This is a genomic window from Oceanobacillus caeni, assembly GCF_019037185.1.
Taxonomy (GTDB): domain Bacteria; phylum Bacillota; class Bacilli; order Bacillales; family Amphibacillaceae; genus Oceanobacillus; species Oceanobacillus caeni.
This window is the reverse complement of record NZ_JAHHXM010000002.1, coordinates 45778-62454: the sequence shown is the minus strand read 5'-3', so window position 1 is coordinate 62454 and position 16677 is coordinate 45778. Positions and strand designations below refer to the sequence as shown.

Genomic DNA, 16677 nt, shown 5'->3' with positions numbered 1-16677 from the left:
GAACGGGGTGTCAAAATGAGTTCAATCGATAAAACAATGAAGTTTAACTTTTCTGAAGAACCATACGAACAGGACATAAAAGAAATACTTTTCACAGTCCACGGTTCTTTAAAAGAAAAAGGTTATAATCCAATTAATCAAATTGTCGGATATTTATTATCAGGTGACCCAGCATATATTCCTAGGTATAATGATGCCAGAAATCTAATAAGAAAAGTTGAACGTGACGAAGTGATAGAAGAACTAGTAAAATCTTATTTGGAACAAAAAAAGGCGGATTAAATGAAAATTATAGGATTTGATGTTGGCTCCAAAACGATTGGAGTTGCAATAAGTGATGCACTCGGTTGGACAGCACAAGGCTTAACCACCATTTATTGGGATGAAACAAATATAACATCTGCAGATGACGAACTTTCTAAAATAATAAAAGAGCATGAAATTGGTAAGGCTATAGTTGGTCTTCCTAAGAACATGAATGGTACAATAGGAGAGCGGGCAGAAGCATCTGAACGTTTCGCAGAACATATTGAAGACACTTTTAACATTCCAACTGTTATGTGGGATGAAAGATTAACAACTATGGCTGCTGAAAGAATTCTGTTAGAGGCAGATGTTAGTCGAAAAAAAAGAAAAAAAGTGATTGATAAAATGGCTGCAGTTATGATATTACAAGGATATTTAGATCAAAAATGAGGTGAGAGTGTGTCGCTGGATAAAAAAGAACGTATCATTGTCCCTGACGAAAATGGAGAAGAACATTTATTTGAAGTTCTTTTTACTTTTGATGTTGATCAAACAGGTGACTCTTATATTGCGGTAGTACCTGTTGAGCAGGCTGATGATGAAGAAGTTGAGGTTTATGCTTTTAAATATGAGGAAACAGAAAAAGAGGATTTGACGTTATTTCCAATTGAATCTGATGAGGAATGGGAAATGGTTGAAGAAATGTTGAATACTCTTGCTGATGAAGAATTGGATTCATAAAATGTGAATGAAACTAAACTGATACCAATTTTGGTGTCAGTTTTTTTATGTTTCGTAGGTATAGTGAAAATCATGGATAATATTAGTCTTTTTTAGTATAATAAGTCGAATGAGGGGGGAACCGAATGTCCAAAAAGAAATCCAAAGGTGAGTTTGTGGACAATCTCATTGCGACTAATGAAGAAGCAAGTAAGGTTAGAAAGATAGTATCTTTGGTAATTTTAGCAATCGTTTTAATAATAGGTATAAGTGGTATAGCGGGCTATTTTTATGTGAAATCTGCTTTAAAACCAGTAGATCCTACCAGCGATAAGAAGATTACCGTAGAAATACCTTTAGGTTCTTCTTCTTCTACTATAGCTAATATTTTAGAGGAAAATGGTGTTATCAAAAATGCACTCATTTATCTATTTTATATAAAAGTAAATAATGAATCTAATTTTCAAGCGGGTAATTATACGTTCACCCCATCTATGACTTTGGATGAAATAACAGAAAGCCTACAAAAGGGAAAAACTACAGCATTATATACTGTTACGATTCCTGAAGGGTTAAATATTGATCAAATAGCTGAAATTTATGCAAAGAACTTTAATTTTTCAAAAGAGGAATTCTTACAAGTCGCTAATGATAAAGACTTTATAGTTAAGCTGATGGAGAAATATTCTATCTTACCTAAAGATATATTAAAGGATGAAATTATTTCACCATTAGAAGGTTATTTATTTGCTGCTACTTATCGATATGATGAAGAGAAGCCTTCGATACAATCTATAATTGAAAAGATGGTTTCACAAACTCAAGATGTTGTATCACCTTATATGGACCAAATTGAAAAAAGTGAATTTAGCCTCCATGAAGTATTAACTTTTGCTTCACTAGTTGAAAAAGAGGCTAGTAATGATGAGCAAAGGAAAGAAATAGCAGGTGTGTTTTACAATCGATTGAAAAAAGGAATGCGATTAGAAACAGATCCTACAGTTGCATATGCAACTGGTGAACATTTAGAAACTACTTTATACAAACATTTAGAAGTAGAATCACCGTATAATACCTACCGAATTAAAGGTCTACCGATCGGTCCAATTGCGAATTTTTCTAAAAGCTCTTTAGAGGCGGTATTGCAACCGAAGGATTCCGACTATTTATTTTTCTTACATGACCGTAAAGGAAAAATACATTATGCGAAAACCTATGATGAACATAATGAAAATAGAAAAAAATATTTGAAATAAATAAGATGTTCATTCATATTTCTAATTTTTTTAGTGAAGAAAGTTTAAACTTTCTTCTCCTGCGTAATGTAGCTAGGGTATTCGCTAGAGACTAGCGAATACCCAGTTTCTAATAATGAAAGAGGTACTTAAGATGGATGATTTAATAAATAACTATTTGTTACATACACTTCCAGATAAAAACATTTGGATTAAAGAGCTGGAAGAACAAGCCATAGAAGATAATATTCCCATTATGGATCAGGTTAGTATGCATTTTGTAACGCAAATTATTCAAATTAAAAGACCAAAAAGGATTTTGGAAATAGGAACAGCAATTGGCTATTCGGCACTACGAATGCTAGAGGCAAGTCCGAAATCTCAAATTGTAACAATGGAGAGAGATGAGGTTCGCTATAAACAAGCTATTCAAAATATTAAACTTTTAAATAAAGAAAAGAATATCGATGTTATTTTTGGAGATGCTTTAGAGAAACTCAATGAATTAATGGATACAGACGATAAGTTTGATTTAATATTTATTGATGCTGCAAAAGGCCAGTATCAACGGTTTTTTGAGCTTTCTTTACCGTTGTTGAATTCAGACGGATTAATCATTACGGATAATGTTTTGTTTAGAGGGTTTGTAGCTAACCCCGAAGCCACCCCTAAACGATATGAAAAAATGGTTGAAAAAATAATAAAGTATAATAATTTTCTAATGAATCACCCTGAATTTAATACATCTATCGTGCCAATAGGGGATGGAGTCGCTCTTAGTAGTAAGAAGGTATAAAAGGAGTTATACATATGAAAAGAAAACCAGTTATTATTGGTGTTACTGGTGGTAGTGGTAGTGGAAAAACCTCCGTGACCAAATCTATTTGTGATAAATTTTTGGATAAAACCATTTTGGTTATTGAACAAGATTATTATTATAAAGACCAAAGCCACCTTCCATTTGAAGAAAGATTAAAGACGAACTATGATCACCCTTTAGCATTTGATAATGATTTACTTATAGAGCATTTGCATGATTTATTAGACAATAAATCGATAAACAAACCGATTTATGACTATAAGTTACATACCCGTTCAAATAAAACTATTTTTGTTGAACCAAAGGATGTTATCATTATCGAAGGTATCCTGATTTTAGAAGATCAGCGATTACTTAATTTAATGGATATAAAAGTATTCGTTGATACGGATCCTGATATCCGAATGATACGAAGGCTTAGACGTGATATTAAAGAACGTGGTAGATCCTTGGATTCTGTCATTGAACAATATCTAACTGAAGTAAGACCATCCCATTTACAATTTATAGAGCCAACGAAACGTTATGCAGACATTATCATTCCAGAAGGTGGAGAAAACCATGTCGCAATTGATTTAATGGCTTCTAAAATAGAGAATATATTATCAAAGAAGCATGAAAATAACAAATAAAACTCTTGATTATTTGTTTGAATTCTGCCATAGTTATGATTAGCATATTTATAACTACTAATATTTAGAACGTTTTGTATCGTTCATTTGATATGTTTAGTGCGAAAAGGAGTGTTTTTTAATGGCCGTAGAGAAAAGTTATTACATGACAATTGAGGGGAAAGAGAAACTTGAAAAGGAATTAGAATACTTAAAAACGGATCGCAGACAGGAAGTAGTGGAACGTATTAAAATAGCTCGCGATTTTGGTGACTTATCCGAGAACTCTGAATATGATGCAGCTAAGGATGAGCAAGCGTTTGTTGAACAACGAATTACACAGCTTGAAAAAATGATCCGAAATGCTGTTATTATTGAAAATGATGAAGCAAATGCTAATATCGTGTCATTAGGTAAATCTGTAACTTTTGCGGAACTTCCTAATGGCGAAGAAGAAACATATACAATAGTAGGGAGTGCTGAGGCAGATCCCTTTGAAGGAAAAATTTCAAATGATTCTCCAATGGCAAAAAGTTTAATTGGAAAAGAAGTTGGCTCAGAAGTAACTGTATCAACTCCTGGTGGGGACATACAGGTTAAAATAATTAAAGTAGAATAGCCAAATGAAGCAGGAGAAGTCTACTCCTGCTTTTCGTTTTGGCAGAAAGCTCTATCCTGTTTGATCAGAGTAACTAAAACATTCGCCAGCCTAAAGCGAACGCCATGTTTTTTTAATGGTACTTTAATATTAGTAATGATTTCAATTATGATAAAATAGTAGAATAAGTAGGGAGGGAGTTTAAGTGACTGCAGAACAAAAAAGCTCACGTATTAATAAATATGATAAACGTCGAAAAAGCACAAAGTTAATTTCATTTTTAATCGTTTTTGGTATTATCCTTCTTATTTCTTTAATAAGTATTTGGTTGTTTGGTGGTGGAGATAGTACTCCTACAGAAGAAACAGAACAAGCACAAAATGATACAACAACTGAAACAGGATCTAGTACGAACAATAAACAAGAAGATCCATCATCAGAAAATAAAGGAAATGATGGGGAAGAATTAGAGAAAGAGAATAAAGAGAATAAAGAGGAAAATCAAGAAGAGGATCAAGAGGTTACAACAAAAGAAGTTGATCCTTCAGATGATAATGTAGTTAAAGCATATGAGGGAGATTGGCAACCGGTTGGAACCGAACAAGAAGGACCTCATACTGTAAATTATTCAGAAGGGTCACAAGATCGAAAAGAGATGACAGATGCTATTCAATCCGCTACAGGATTGGTAGATGGTAATTATCAAGAATGGTGGATAGCAAATGGTGGCGATCAAAAAGTGGTTGCTACTGTTTCGGATTCAAATCAGTCAGAGGTATATCGTGTATATCTATCTTGGAAAGATGGGGAAGGTTGGCAACCTACAAAAATTGAATTATTAAAAGAAAATGACTGGAAAAAATATCAGTAAACGAATGTAAAATGGAGGTAACATTTTTATGACAATCGGCATAATAGGAGCGATGGATGAAGAAATAAGTTTATTACTAGAAAACATGACTAACAAAAGTGAACATACTGTTGCTGGTTGTTTCTTTGTTGAAGGTCAATTACAAGGAAAAAAAGTTGTATTATTAAAATCCGGAATTGGTAAGGTAAATGCGGCAATGGCGACAACCATCATGCATGAAAGATTTTCTCCAACTACTGTTATCAATACTGGTTCAGCGGGTGGATTTTCGGAACAATTAGAAGTTGGGGATGTTGTTATTTCCAATAGAGTTGTACATCATGATGTGGATGTTACTGCATTTGACTATGAGTATGGACAAGTTCCTGGTCAACCACCAATGTTTGAAGCTGATCAAAATTTAGTTCAATCGGCAATAGAAGCCATCAAAGAAATCGGATTGAATTATGCGGAAGGGATTATTGCAACGGGAGATTCTTTCATGGATAATTCTAAAAGGGTAGAACTCGTAAGGGAAAAATTTCCAACAATGATTGCTGCAGAAATGGAAGCTGCTGCAGTTGCTCAAGTATGTTATCAATATGGGAGACCTTTTGTTATCATTCGAGCGTTATCAGATATTGCGGGGAAAGAATCATCTATCTCTTTTGACCAATTCCTTGATAAAGCTGCTAAACATGCTGCTGAATTAATTATGTTAATGATAAAGAGACTGTAAATAAAAAGACTACCATTAATGGGGAGTTCCTTCATATCTTATTGATGGTTAGTCGTATATCGAATCTTTACGGACAGTCGGTCTCCCACCACCTTCTTTTGGGATTGATGTAGGGGGTCTTACTGCCCGTTTAGGTGTGATAAATGTTCAGATTCAACTACATTCAGTGGGGTTGAAAGAAATCCCACTGAATAAGTTTCATTATGTCTTTTAAGAGTTATCTCTTTCTTTTCGATAATACTCATGAAACACTTTCATTAATGCTCTTTTCTCAATTCGGGATACGTAACTTCGTGAAATATTTAATTTTTTTGCAATTTCTCTTTGAGTCATTTCTTTAGTATTGTTTAAGCCATATCGGTAAATGATAACCTCACGCTCACGTTTATCTAGAATAGTAAAATATTCCTGCATTTTTTCAATTTCCATATTTAACTGGATGTACTCAATGATATTCTCGTTTTCTGCCTCTAATATATCTATAAGACTAATCTCGTTTCCTTCTTTATCTTGGCCAATCGGGTCATGTAGGGAGACATCTTTTTTAACCTTTTTTAATGCCCTCAAATGCATTAGAATTTCATTTTCTATACAACGTGCTGCGTATGTTGCTAGTTTAGTACCTTTATTTAATGAAAAACTTTCTACCCCTTTGATTAATCCTATTGTACCGATTGAGATTAGATCCTCTATATCTTCCCCGGTATTTTCAAATTTTTTTACAATATGAGCTACTAGCCGTAAGTTATGCTCAATAAGTTTATTACGTGCAATTTTACTGCCATCTTGCATTTCTTTAATATACTTTAATTCTTCTTCCGGTGGTAAAGGTTGAGGAAAGGCATGATTTTTTACATAGGATACAAAAAAGAGTACTTCCTTAACAAGAAGAGCAAGAACGGTTAATATTCCAGACAAACACATGCACCTCCTAAAGTGGTAAATCCATCGATCTTGCTTGGGTATTTGCCTATATAACATCTTTATGAGGCGGTAGCTTGTTTCGTGCCTGTCCATAGAAATTAAATTAGGAACATTAATTTTGGCTCGATTAAAAAGTTTCCCGCTTGCTTTAGGTTGGGCGGATGTCTTAATCGTTCCTAAACAAACTGGAAAGATTTTAAACCTTTCCATACTTGTAAAAAAAATCCTACCTTATAAATAAGGTAGGATAATAGGAAAAGTTAACAAGAGAATTTCACGTTAAGGATTAACTAGATTTAATTCGTTTAATCTTGTGTGAAAGACTTCTTCTATGGATTTCTTCTTCAATTAAGGAAATGAAGTCAGGGCTTAAATTTAAATCGTTGGCTGTGTAGTATGATTCTAATAGTAGTTCATCAGATAAATGTTCCATTCGCAGCCCTCCTAAAAAATACTTTATTGCGCCATCCTTCAAAAAATACTCTCTTAGCAGATTGTCAAAGTAAAAGTATAAACTTTATAATCTGCATAGGTGTGCATTCGCCCAACCTAATAGCGAATAATAAGTTACTTAACTTTAAGTTAATAATAATTTAACATGTTTCTTAAACTAGGACAAGACGCAACTTATCTACAATGGACTGTAGATAAGTTGTGGGTAATAATGGATTTTTCCTTGTATTACAAAGTGTAACGACTGTTGAAAATGTTAGTAATGTTATCCACAACTCGGAATGTGTTGAAATTTGTCGAACGATTTCTTGATTTTTTATCGAAAAATTGGGTATTTTTCATGAAATTTAGCATATAATTTCTATTTTCTTCAATTATGAAATTTCATCTCCTGTATAAGTGCAACAAAGCATTCGCCAAACTTAATGACGAACGCCAAATTTTTTAATAGCTTTACAAAAAAAGGAATAGTATAGAACTTTTATTATATGGTAAATTATTGTAGGATTAGTGTATTACTTCTTAATTAGCTGTATGAACGTTAACGAGAAGAATTTGAATAAAGCGACGAGCAACAATTATATTTAAAACACGATAAGGAGAAATAAGGTGCTAAGTAGATTTTTACCAAATAAGTATGTAAAAAGTATTTTCGATATCCAACCTGAATCATTAAAAGATAAGGGAATCAAGGGGATTATTACCGACTTAGATAATACATTGGTAGCTTGGGATGTTGAACATGCGACACCTGAAGTAATCGAGTGGTTTAACTTAATGAAGGAACATGATATTAAAATAACGATTATATCAAACAATAATGTCGATCGAGTAAAGGTTTTTTCAGAACCATTAGATACGCCATTTATTTATAGTGCAAGGAAGCCATTAAAGCGAGCATTTAAAAAAGTTCAAAAAAATATGGGCTTAAAAAAAGAAGAGATTGTTGTCATTGGCGATCAAGTTTTAACAGATGTTCTTGGAGGAAATAGTGCAGGTTTATATACTATTTTAGTTGTTCCAATTGTCCAAACTGATGGGAAGATTACAAGGATAAATCGAAAAATTGAACGTATTATATTGAAAAAGTTAAGAAATCAAGGGAAAATCAGCTGGGAGGAATAGAGTTGGAAGAAATATTTTGCCAAGGTTGTGGGGCACAAATTCAAACGATAAGTCCAGACAAACCAGGGTATACGCCAAAATCATCATTAGGGAAAGAAGACATTCTTTGTAAAAGGTGTTTTCGTTTAAAACATTATAATGAAATACAAGATGTTTCCATAACGGATGATGACTTTTTAAAGATGGTTAGTTCTGTTAGGAATGCAAATGGGTTAGTAGTTCATCTTATCGACATTTTTGATGTGAATGGAAGTTTAATCAAGAGTTTACCGCGTATAACGGGTGATAACCCAATTATTTTAGTTGGTAATAAAGTGGATCTTTTACCTAAATCGACGAATCAGCGAAAATTAATACAGTGGCTGAGATCCCAAGCGAAAGATGCTGGGATTAAAGTTTTAGATGTCTTCTTAATTTCCTCCAAAAAAGGCCATGGAATAGGAGAGTTATCAGGTCAGATAGAACATTATCGCAATAACAAAGATGTATTTATTGTTGGAACGACGAATGTAGGAAAGTCAACTTTCATAAACCGTTTGATCAAACAGTCAACTGGAGCTAATGACGTAATTACAACCTCCTATTTTCCTGGAACGACATTAGGTTTTATAGAAATTCCCTTAGATGAGAAAACATCATTAGTTGATACACCTGGAATTGTTAATAGGCAACAAATTTCTCATTACATTTCTGAGGAAGATATGAAAATAATCACACCAAAAAATGAAATAAAACCAAAGGTCTATCAGTTAAATAGTGGACAAACTTTGTTTTTTGGTGGATTAGCTCGATTGGATTTCATAAAGGGTGAAAGACAATCATTTATCTGTTATTTTTCCAATTTATTAGAAATACATCGAACAAAACTGGAAAATGCTAATAACTTATACAGCAAGCATTTAGGGGATTTATTAACTCCACCAAATAGTAAAACGCTAGAAATTTTGCCTGAGCTAACGGAAAGTACGTTTAAAGTAGCTGGAGAAAAAACAGACATCGTATTTCCAGGATTAGGTTGGGTGAGTTTGTCTGGAGAGGGTGCGACTGTTCGAGCGCATAGTCCAAAGGGAGTAGCAGTAACTAAACGAAATTCTTTAATTTAGATATTAAATGATATAGAGGGGCTGGAGGAGAAACAATGTCTTTACAATTTCAACTAATTGGTTATCCAATACAGCATTCATTATCACCATGGATACATGAACGCTTTTTAAGCAAGGCTAACTTACAAGGTACTTATGAAATTAATGAAATAGATCCGCAACATTCGTTTGAAGAAAAAATAATGGAAATGAAAAATAATAAAGAATTAAATGGATTTAATGTTACTGTTCCATATAAACAAAAAATCATACCGTATTTAGATTCGTTAGATAAGAATGCTAAGACACTTGGGGCGGTTAATACCGTTTTAAATAAGGATGGAAAGTGGATAGGTTATAATACAGATTCTACCGGTTATGTTCGTGCTTTAGAAACAAAATATCCAGAATTGACGAAGGAAAGAAAGTCTAAACATGTTTTAATATTAGGAGCCGGCGGAGCAGCTCGTGGCATATATTGTGGTTTAGATTTTGCAGGATATGTTAATATCGATATAGCGAATCGAACAACAGAGAAAGCATGGGAAATCGCAGAGCTAAGAAGTGAATTAACGAATACAGACATATTAACGCTTAAAGAGGCAGAAAATAATTTATTGAAATATGATATTATAATTCAAACAACTTCTGTTGGTATGAAACCTACTACGGAAAACACTATTATTCATTTAAACTCTATAAAGAAAGATGTAATTGTAAGTGATATTGTATATCAGCCAATTAAAACGAAATTCCTTAAGGAAGCTGAAAATTTAGGTGCAAGAATTCATTATGGCCATACAATGCTTTTATACCAAGCCTTATATGCATTTGAAATATGGACAGGTTTAAGTGTAGATATTAATAATATGGATGAAGAATTACAACAAGTTTTGGAAGGAAGATAATATGTTAACAGGAAAACAAAAACGTTTTTTACGATCTGAAGCACACCATCTAAAGCCTATTTTTCAAGTTGGAAAAGATGGGGTTAATGACAACATGATAACGCAAATTGGTGAAGCTTTAGAAAAGAGAGAACTATTAAAAGTTAGTATTTTACAAAATTGCGTGGAAGACAAAAATACAGTTGCCGAACAGTTGGTAGATGGAACTGATTCCGAATTAGTCCAAATCATTGGAAATAATATTGTTTTATATAAAGAGTCAAAGGAAAATAAACAGTTGGAGTTACCATAAATATGAAACGAGTTGGAATTTTAGGTGGAACGTTTAACCCACCTCATTTAGGTCACTTATGGATTGCAGAAGAAGTTCGTATTGCAATGGAATTAGAAGAAATTTGGTTTATTCCAACTTATACACCACCACATAAAGACGAATCAAAAATAGATGCATCAGATCGTTTAAATATGTTGGATCTGGCAATACGTGACAATGAATATTTTAAATTAAACACAATAGAACTGGAAAGAAAAGGGAAGTCATATACCCTTCAAACTATAAAAGAATTAAAGATGAAGTATTCTGACCATGAATTTTGCTTTATCATTGGTGCAGATATGGTGGAATATTTACCAAATTGGTATAAGATAGATGAATTAATTGAATTAATTCGCTTTATTGGTGTGAAGAGATTTGGTTATAAATTGGAAACTTCTTATCCAATTATTACAGTAGATATACCAATGGTGGATATTTCATCTTCCATGATTAGAGAGAGAATTTTTAATGAGAGATCGGTAAAATATATGTTACCAGATCCTGTATATCGTTATATTAGGGAGTATAAATTGTATGAAAATAGATGAAGCAATACGGATAGTAGAGCCTCATTTAACTCAAAAAAGATTCGAACATACACTTAGAGTTAAAGATACGGCAATAAATTTGGCAAAATTATACGATGAATCTATAGAGAAAGCAGAATTAGCAGCTGTTTTTCATGATTATTGTAAGTACAGATCATTAGATGAAATGAAAAGGATTATTAAAACGACATCTTTGCCAAAAGATTTGTTAAATTTCCATCATGAACTATGGCATGGTCCTGTGGCATCCGTTTTAATTGATCAAGAGTATGGAATAGATGATGGTGAAATTAAACAAGCAATCTATTCACATACGACTGGAAGGGCAAATATGAGTAAGTTGGAAATGATTATTTTTCTAGCTGATTATATAGAACCTGGTAGAGATTTTCCTGGGGTTGTCGATGTTCGTGAAACCGCAAAAAAAGATCTAGCTCTAGCTTGCTGGATGGCATCTAAAAATACCATTTCTTTTTTAATGAAAAAAAATGCAACAATATACCCTGATACATTTTATGCATATAATGATTTAACTAAACGTACAAACGGAGGTAATGGAATATATGGAAAGTAATGAAATTGTACAAAAGATTGCAGTAGCATGTGATGATAAACGAGCAGAGGATATTATTGCTTTAGACATGAAGGATGTATCACTTGTTGCTGACTATTTCGTTATTTGTCATGGAAATAATGAAAGACAGGTACAATCAATCGCACGAGAAATTAAAGATAAAATGGATGAAATGGACATTGATGTAAAACGAATGGAAGGGTTCGAACAAGCAAGATGGATTTTAGTAGATATAGGAGATATTGTTTGTCATGTATTCCACAAAGAGGAACGAAACTACTATAATCTTGAACGTTTATGGGGCGATGCGGAAAAATTACCTTTGGAGATTGAACTTAAGGGATAAGATATGGTTTATAAACAAATGGCATATGTATACGATAAATTTATGGCAGATGCACCATATGATGAATGGGTTCATTTTACACAAAGTGTTCTAGGAGATCGTCAAATAAAACGAATTGCTGATTTAGGTTGTGGAACTGGAGAAATCTCAATTAGGTTGAGAGAGCTAGGTTTTGAAATAATTGGAATAGATTATTCAGAAGATATGTTAACGTATGCGGCAAGTAAAGCAAACGAAAAAAACGTTTCTGTCACTTGGTTACATCAAGATCTAACAGAAATGGAAGGTCTAGAAGGTATAGACTTAGCTATAAGTTATTGCGATGTCATAAATTATATTACCGGCAAAGCTCAAATTAAAGAGGTATTCAGGCGAACATATAACAGTTTAAATCAAAGTGGTATGTTTATATTTGACGTTCATTCTATTTTTCAAGTGGAACAAAATTATAAAAATCAAACCTTTGCTGACGTATTAGAAGATATGTCTTATATCTGGTTTTGCTCCGAGGGTGAGAAAACCGGGGAAATGTTTCACGATTTAACTTTTTTTGTCTTAGATAATGGTAAATATGTAAGATTTGATGAGTATCACCATGAGCGGACATATCCTATTTCGTTTTATAAAAAAACACTAAAAGAAGTGGGATTTACCAACGTCAAGGTTTATGCCGATTTTTCTTTAGAACCGGAACATCTACATGACCAATCAGAAAGAATTTTCTTTGTTGCAGAAAAAACATGAGATTTTTAATTAATCTCGTGTTTTTTTAAAGGAAATTTCTATTCGGTGTCGAATATTGTTATGTATATCCCACGTTCTATCCATTCTCATCCTCTAATAATAAAAATAGGATGTGGTTCCACTTGTTAGATCTTCTCAAAAAGAGTTCCTTCTTTATTTTAATTTCCATTGTCATTATTTTTATCTTTTTCTTCTCTAAAGACGAAAGTATACCAAAAGACGAAGAATTAATATCTTCAGCCTCTACGTTAAATAGTGAAATTCCGGTGAAAGAAGTTTTAAATGATTCAGCATCCCAGCAAGATACAATATTTGTAGACGTAAAAGGTGCTGTTGAACAACCGGGAGTTTATGAAATGACTACAGAAAATAGAGTGAAAGATGTTATCGAAAAAGCTGGCGGATTAACCAAGGATGCGGATCAGTCACAAGTTAATCTAGCACAAAAGGTGCACGACGAAATGATTATAATGGTACCGGAACTTCCAGATTTAAATGTAGATTCAGGACAAACCGCGGATACTGTAAGTAGTAATATAGATGGTAAAGTTAGAATTAACTATGCCACACAAGATGAAATTGAAACATTACCAGGCATAGGACCTTCTAAAGCACAAGCAATCATTCAACACCGTGAAGAGTTTGGATTATTTCAAACTGTGGAGGATTTACTTGAAATCTCTGGTATCGGTGAAAAAACGTTAGAAAACATGAAAGATAATATTCAAATTCCGTAATCATTTTTTGAACGACAACCTTTTTAGCAGGTGGTTTTCAAAATGATGATTGACGGGCTTTCGTAACGAAATGTAAACTTAACATGTAATATTACAGATAGAGGGGATATATATGGATAGAATTTCTTGGGATCAATATTTTATGGCTCAAAGTCATCTTCTTTCATTAAGAAGTACATGTACAAGACTAATGGTAGGTGCTACCATTGTACGGGATAAACGTATTATAGCTGGTGGTTATAATGGAAGTGTTTCAGGAGGCGTTCATTGTATTGATGAAGGGTGTCTTGTAGTAGATGGCCATTGTGTAAGAACCGTTCATGCCGAGGCTAATGCACTATTACAATGCGCTAAATTTGGAGTACCTACGGATAACGCAGATATTTATGTAACACATTTTCCTTGTTTGCAATGTTGTAAGCAAATTATACAAAGTGGGATTAAGAATGTTTATTATGCAGAAGATTATCATAATAATGAATATGCAATAACGTTATTTAAAGAAGCTGGCGTTAAGACGAGAAAAGTCGAACTAGACTATTTATTAGTCGACACTAATTTTCAGAAAAAGAATGAATTTGTTTATGAATTAATCCATAAGTTGGAAAGTAATACCGATAGAGACGAGCAAGAAATAACCTTGATAAAAGAACAAGCACAAAGACTGTTTATGAAAAAATAGAATAGGGTGAGCGGATGAAAGGTTACTGGCATATCGTTGCATTTACCGCAATATGTGCTATATTATTTATTCATTATCATCATTTTCTTTTTATTATAGTATTTTTGATCTGGATAGGAATTTTATATTATTTGAAGCGGTTAAGGAAACTCCATGTGATTGTTTCCTTAACCTTCCTCGTATTTTTTCTGCTTCACTACCCGCAAACAAGTACATTACCCTCCGAAGAAGAGACTTCTGTAACCCCTAACCCAATATATGGAGAGATAATAAGTCCCATTGACAAAACCGACAAGAAAGTCGAATTTATCCTTAAAGAATCCATTACAGGAGAGAGAATAGTTGTGATTTATTTTCCTAATGAAAAAGAACAGTTCTCTACTCATTTTTTAAAATATGGTGCAACCTGTATTGTTAATGGAAAGAAAGAAATTCCGAATGAAGGGAGAAACCCAGGAGAATTTGATTACCGGGATTTCTTGAAGAAACAGGGAATTGATGTACAAATAACGTTATCTTCCATGAATCATATTCATTGTGACGGATTTAAATTTCTCGATAAATTATATTCCGTACGTTCCAAGCTCCTTGCTAATATTCAAAATGAATTGACACCGTTTAGTGCTTCGTGGCTAAACTCTCTAGTTCTTGGAGATGATTCATCTTTAGATGATGAATCGGTACAATTGTTTCGTAAATGGGGCCTGTCGCATATTATCGCTATTTCAGGTACACATGTGTCAATCTTACTTACCTTCATGTATTTCGTATTAATTAAATTGTCCATTATAACGAAGGAAAAAGCTCAATGGTTTGTTATTTTTTTTATGCCTATATATGCTATTTTGGCAGGTGGAGAACCATCGATATGGCGTGCTAGTATCATGGCTATTATATTTATTCTTTTCCTTAAAACAAAGGGCAAATATAGTGTCACAGACGTACTAGCAATCGTTTTTATTCTATTGATTGTATGGGATCCTTTATTAATTTATCATGTTGGGTTCCAATTTTCATTTTTAGTTACGTTTAGTATCTTACTCTCCGGAAGATGGCTATCCGCCGATAAAAACCCTTCTATGCAAGCTTTGAAAATAAGTTTTGTCGCACAAATGATCATTTTACCTTTACAATTTAATTATTTTTCCTTTTTTCAACCGTTATCCATTATATTAAATGTTATAATTATTCCTTATTTCTCTTTATTTGTGATCCCATTTATGTATATTTTACTTCCCCTTACATTATTACCCTTCCCTATTGTTAAATTTTTAGATCAAGCTTTTATGTTCATCCATCAATTCGTTTTACAATTTATTTTCTGGTTTGATAAAATTGCCGATACCCCATGGGTAATTGGCACATTTTCTATAAGTATAACTTGTTTATATTTTATTCTCTTTTTAATAATGATGATGGAAGTTGAATGGAATGAATCAATAAAGGGATTTAAAATAGGAATATTAATCACTTTGTTGTTATTTTTACTTGTAGCAAAACCCTATCTATCTCCTGAAGGAAGGGTGACGATGTTGGATATTGGTCAAGGTGACGCTTATATAATTGAATTACCTTATCGAAAAGGTGTCATCATGATAGATGCTGGAGCTACATTTTCCTTCTCTGATGGTACAGTTAGCGAAAATATCTATAAACGAATTATTAAACCATATTTATATTTACAAGGCATTCAAAAAGTAGATGCATTAATTTTAACCCATGAAGATTTAGACCATGTCGGAAGTGCGCCGTTTATCGTGGAGGAGATGGATGTAGATCGAATTTATGTGCATGCTTATTATGAAATAGAAGAGGAACAATGGAAAGATAAGAAAATAGTAAAGGTCAAAGGTTCAGACGTGCTGAATATAAAAGGTCATCCGTTCCATGTCCTTGGACCGTTAAAAAATGCCAATGATCCGAATGAAAATTCTGTCGTATTGTTTACAGAAATTGGGGGTTTAACATGGTTATTTACCGGGGATATGGGGATAGAAACGGAAAAAAATTTAATTAAAAATTATCCCAATTTAAAAGCAGATGTGTTAAAAGTAGGTCATCATGGTAGTAATACATCAACAAGCGCAGAATTTTTAGATCAAATTAATCCCAAGGTTGCTTTAATTTCTGTTGGGAAAAATAACCGTTATGGACATCCATCCGATGAAATCATTCAAAGGATTAAGGATAATGAAACCATTATTTTTCGAACAGATGAGCATGGTGCCGTTCAATATCACTTTAAAGGAAATTCTGGAACATTTTCAACTACTTTGCCATATTATAATAGCGAGTAATGGTTTTAAGCACTGATTTTAAAAAAAGAACAAAGGCGCTGGAGCCGGACGTGGCCTATTCTGAATAATTATCCATATGAAGCAAATTTTGTAATTCCTAAACCATGAAAAAAGAGACTGTT

22 protein-coding genes are annotated in these 16677 nt (G+C 33.1%); 20 read left to right on the top strand and 2 right to left on the bottom strand.

Features of this window, described 5'->3' with window-relative positions; translation table 11 throughout:
- The first annotated feature begins 15 nt into the window (after nucleotides 1-15).
- The 9 genes from KM885_RS01750 (at nucleotide 16) to mtnN (ending at nucleotide 5819) form a co-directional block, all read left to right on the top strand.
- Entirely contained in the window at nucleotides 16-282 is a 267-nt protein-coding gene (locus KM885_RS01750; protein WP_047183756.1) for an IreB family regulatory phosphoprotein, read from the top strand.
- Entirely contained in the window at nucleotides 283-696 is a 414-nt protein-coding gene (gene ruvX, locus KM885_RS01745) for a Holliday junction resolvase RuvX (protein ID WP_047183757.1), read from the top strand.
- 9 nt (nucleotides 697-705) lie between these two features.
- Nucleotides 706-987 (top strand): DUF1292 domain-containing protein, encoded by a 282-nt coding sequence (locus KM885_RS01740; protein WP_047183758.1) that lies wholly within the window; start codon nucleotides 706-708, stop codon nucleotides 985-987.
- Nucleotides 988-1112: 125 nt separating this feature from the next.
- On the top strand, nucleotides 1113-2222 hold the full coding sequence (gene mltG / locus KM885_RS01735) for an endolytic transglycosylase MltG (protein ID WP_047183759.1): 1110 nt from the start codon (nucleotides 1113-1115) through the stop codon (nucleotides 2220-2222).
- 133 nt (nucleotides 2223-2355) lie between these two features.
- A complete protein-coding gene (locus KM885_RS01730) occupies nucleotides 2356-2997 on the top strand; it encodes an O-methyltransferase (RefSeq protein WP_204797682.1) in 642 nt (213 codons plus the stop codon).
- A gap of 14 nt (nucleotides 2998-3011) precedes the next feature.
- Nucleotides 3012-3653, top strand: coding sequence for a uridine kinase (gene udk / locus KM885_RS01725; RefSeq protein ID WP_047183761.1), 642 nt, complete (start codon nucleotides 3012-3014; stop codon nucleotides 3651-3653).
- Between the two features lie 121 nt (nucleotides 3654-3774).
- The gene (greA, locus tag KM885_RS01720; protein ID WP_047183762.1) at nucleotides 3775-4251 is read left to right on the top strand and encodes a transcription elongation factor GreA; all 477 of its coding nucleotides are present in this window, start codon (nucleotides 3775-3777) and stop codon (nucleotides 4249-4251) included.
- Nucleotides 4252-4435: 184 nt separating this feature from the next.
- Entirely contained in the window at nucleotides 4436-5101 is a 666-nt protein-coding gene (locus KM885_RS01715) for a YrrS family protein (protein ID WP_047183763.1), read from the top strand.
- A gap of 28 nt (nucleotides 5102-5129) precedes the next feature.
- Nucleotides 5130-5819, top strand: a complete 690-nt coding sequence (gene mtnN / locus KM885_RS01710; RefSeq protein ID WP_060667920.1) for a 5'-methylthioadenosine/S-adenosylhomocysteine nucleosidase — start codon at nucleotides 5130-5132, stop codon at nucleotides 5817-5819.
- A 210-nt stretch (nucleotides 5820-6029) separates the two neighbouring features.
- Here the strand turns inward: mtnN and sigK are convergent, their stop codons facing one another.
- Both sigK and sda read right to left on the bottom strand, forming a co-directional pair.
- On the bottom strand, nucleotides 6030-6737 hold the full coding sequence (sigK, locus tag KM885_RS01705; protein WP_047183765.1) for an RNA polymerase sporulation sigma factor SigK: 708 nt from the start codon (nucleotides 6735-6737) through the stop codon (nucleotides 6030-6032).
- 292 nt (nucleotides 6738-7029) lie between these two features.
- Nucleotides 7030-7176: a sporulation histidine kinase inhibitor Sda gene (gene sda, locus KM885_RS01700; RefSeq protein WP_047183766.1), complete on the bottom strand. Its 147-nt coding sequence runs from the start codon at nucleotides 7174-7176 to the stop codon at nucleotides 7030-7032.
- A gap of 629 nt (nucleotides 7177-7805) precedes the next feature.
- Here sda and KM885_RS01695 point away from each other — a divergent pair.
- The 11 genes from KM885_RS01695 to KM885_RS01645 all read left to right on the top strand — a co-directional run bounded on the left by KM885_RS01695 (nucleotide 7806) and on the right by KM885_RS01645 (nucleotide 16555).
- Nucleotides 7806-8321, top strand: coding sequence for a YqeG family HAD IIIA-type phosphatase (locus tag KM885_RS01695; RefSeq protein WP_047183767.1), 516 nt, complete (start codon nucleotides 7806-7808; stop codon nucleotides 8319-8321).
- 2 nt (nucleotides 8322-8323) lie between these two features.
- Nucleotides 8324-9424, top strand: a complete 1101-nt coding sequence (gene yqeH, locus KM885_RS01690) for a ribosome biogenesis GTPase YqeH (protein WP_204797681.1) — start codon at nucleotides 8324-8326, stop codon at nucleotides 9422-9424.
- 35 nt (nucleotides 9425-9459) lie between these two features.
- Nucleotides 9460-10311 carry a shikimate dehydrogenase gene (gene aroE, locus KM885_RS01685; protein ID WP_060669196.1) on the top strand — a complete coding sequence of 284 codons (852 nt, stop codon included), beginning with the start codon at nucleotides 9460-9462 and terminating at the stop codon, nucleotides 10309-10311.
- 1 nt (nucleotide 10312) lies between these two features.
- The gene (yhbY, locus tag KM885_RS01680; protein ID WP_060669195.1) at nucleotides 10313-10603 is read left to right on the top strand and encodes a ribosome assembly RNA-binding protein YhbY; all 291 of its coding nucleotides are present in this window, start codon (nucleotides 10313-10315) and stop codon (nucleotides 10601-10603) included.
- A gap of 2 nt (nucleotides 10604-10605) precedes the next feature.
- Nucleotides 10606-11175, top strand: coding sequence for a nicotinate-nucleotide adenylyltransferase (locus KM885_RS01675; RefSeq protein ID WP_204797680.1), 570 nt, complete (start codon nucleotides 10606-10608; stop codon nucleotides 11173-11175).
- The gene (gene yqeK / locus KM885_RS01670; RefSeq protein ID WP_204797679.1) at nucleotides 11162-11749 is read left to right on the top strand and encodes a bis(5'-nucleosyl)-tetraphosphatase (symmetrical) YqeK; all 588 of its coding nucleotides are present in this window, start codon (nucleotides 11162-11164) and stop codon (nucleotides 11747-11749) included. Before KM885_RS01675 ends, yqeK begins: the two co-directional genes overlap by 14 nt.
- The gene (gene rsfS / locus KM885_RS01665; protein WP_047183773.1) at nucleotides 11739-12095 is read left to right on the top strand and encodes a ribosome silencing factor; all 357 of its coding nucleotides are present in this window, start codon (nucleotides 11739-11741) and stop codon (nucleotides 12093-12095) included. The genes yqeK and rsfS overlap by 11 nt, the downstream gene beginning before the upstream one ends.
- A 3-nt stretch (nucleotides 12096-12098) precedes the next feature.
- On the top strand, nucleotides 12099-12839 hold the full coding sequence (locus KM885_RS01660) for a class I SAM-dependent DNA methyltransferase (protein WP_216883472.1): 741 nt from the start codon (nucleotides 12099-12101) through the stop codon (nucleotides 12837-12839).
- 122 nt (nucleotides 12840-12961) lie between these two features.
- Nucleotides 12962-13576 (top strand): helix-hairpin-helix domain-containing protein, encoded by a 615-nt coding sequence (locus KM885_RS01655; RefSeq protein ID WP_216883471.1) that lies wholly within the window; start codon nucleotides 12962-12964, stop codon nucleotides 13574-13576.
- 112 nt (nucleotides 13577-13688) lie between these two features.
- A complete protein-coding gene (locus KM885_RS01650) occupies nucleotides 13689-14258 on the top strand; it encodes a ComE operon protein 2 (protein WP_060669192.1) in 570 nt (189 codons plus the stop codon).
- Nucleotides 14259-14272: 14 nt separating this feature from the next.
- Entirely contained in the window at nucleotides 14273-16555 is a 2283-nt protein-coding gene (locus KM885_RS01645) for a DNA internalization-related competence protein ComEC/Rec2 (RefSeq protein ID WP_216883470.1), read from the top strand.
- The last annotated feature ends 122 nt before the right edge of the window (nucleotides 16556-16677 follow it).

Excerpts from the sequence above, each read along its gene's own strand:
- mltG (WP_047183759.1), top strand. The coding sequence starts at position 1,113 with ATGTCCAAAAAGAAATCCAAAGGTGAGTTTGTGGACAATCTCATTGCG.
- KM885_RS01675 (WP_204797680.1), top strand. The coding sequence starts at position 10,606 with ATGAAACGAGTTGGAATTTTAGGTGGAACGTTTAACCCACCTCATTTA.
- KM885_RS01730 (WP_204797682.1), top strand. The coding sequence starts at position 2,356 with ATGGATGATTTAATAAATAACTATTTGTTACATACACTTCCAGATAAA.
- KM885_RS01660 (WP_216883472.1), top strand. The coding sequence starts at position 12,099 with ATGGTTTATAAACAAATGGCATATGTATACGATAAATTTATGGCAGAT.
- KM885_RS01650 (WP_060669192.1), top strand. The coding sequence starts at position 13,689 with ATGGATAGAATTTCTTGGGATCAATATTTTATGGCTCAAAGTCATCTT.
- KM885_RS01750 (WP_047183756.1), top strand. The coding sequence starts at position 16 with ATGAGTTCAATCGATAAAACAATGAAGTTTAACTTTTCTGAAGAACCA.
- aroE (WP_060669196.1), top strand. The coding sequence starts at position 9,460 with ATGTCTTTACAATTTCAACTAATTGGTTATCCAATACAGCATTCATTA.
- KM885_RS01645 (WP_216883470.1), top strand. The coding sequence starts at position 14,273 with ATGAAAGGTTACTGGCATATCGTTGCATTTACCGCAATATGTGCTATA.
- udk (WP_047183761.1), top strand. The coding sequence starts at position 3,012 with ATGAAAAGAAAACCAGTTATTATTGGTGTTACTGGTGGTAGTGGTAGT.
- rsfS (WP_047183773.1), top strand. The coding sequence starts at position 11,739 with ATGGAAAGTAATGAAATTGTACAAAAGATTGCAGTAGCATGTGATGAT.
- greA (WP_047183762.1), top strand. The coding sequence starts at position 3,775 with ATGGCCGTAGAGAAAAGTTATTACATGACAATTGAGGGGAAAGAGAAA.
- mtnN (WP_060667920.1), top strand. The coding sequence starts at position 5,130 with ATGACAATCGGCATAATAGGAGCGATGGATGAAGAAATAAGTTTATTA.
- ruvX (WP_047183757.1), top strand. The coding sequence starts at position 283 with ATGAAAATTATAGGATTTGATGTTGGCTCCAAAACGATTGGAGTTGCA.
- sda (WP_047183766.1), bottom strand. The coding sequence starts at position 7,176 with ATGGAACATTTATCTGATGAACTACTATTAGAATCATACTACACAGCC.
- yqeK (WP_204797679.1), top strand. The coding sequence starts at position 11,162 with ATGAAAATAGATGAAGCAATACGGATAGTAGAGCCTCATTTAACTCAA.
- yhbY (WP_060669195.1), top strand. The coding sequence starts at position 10,313 with ATGTTAACAGGAAAACAAAAACGTTTTTTACGATCTGAAGCACACCAT.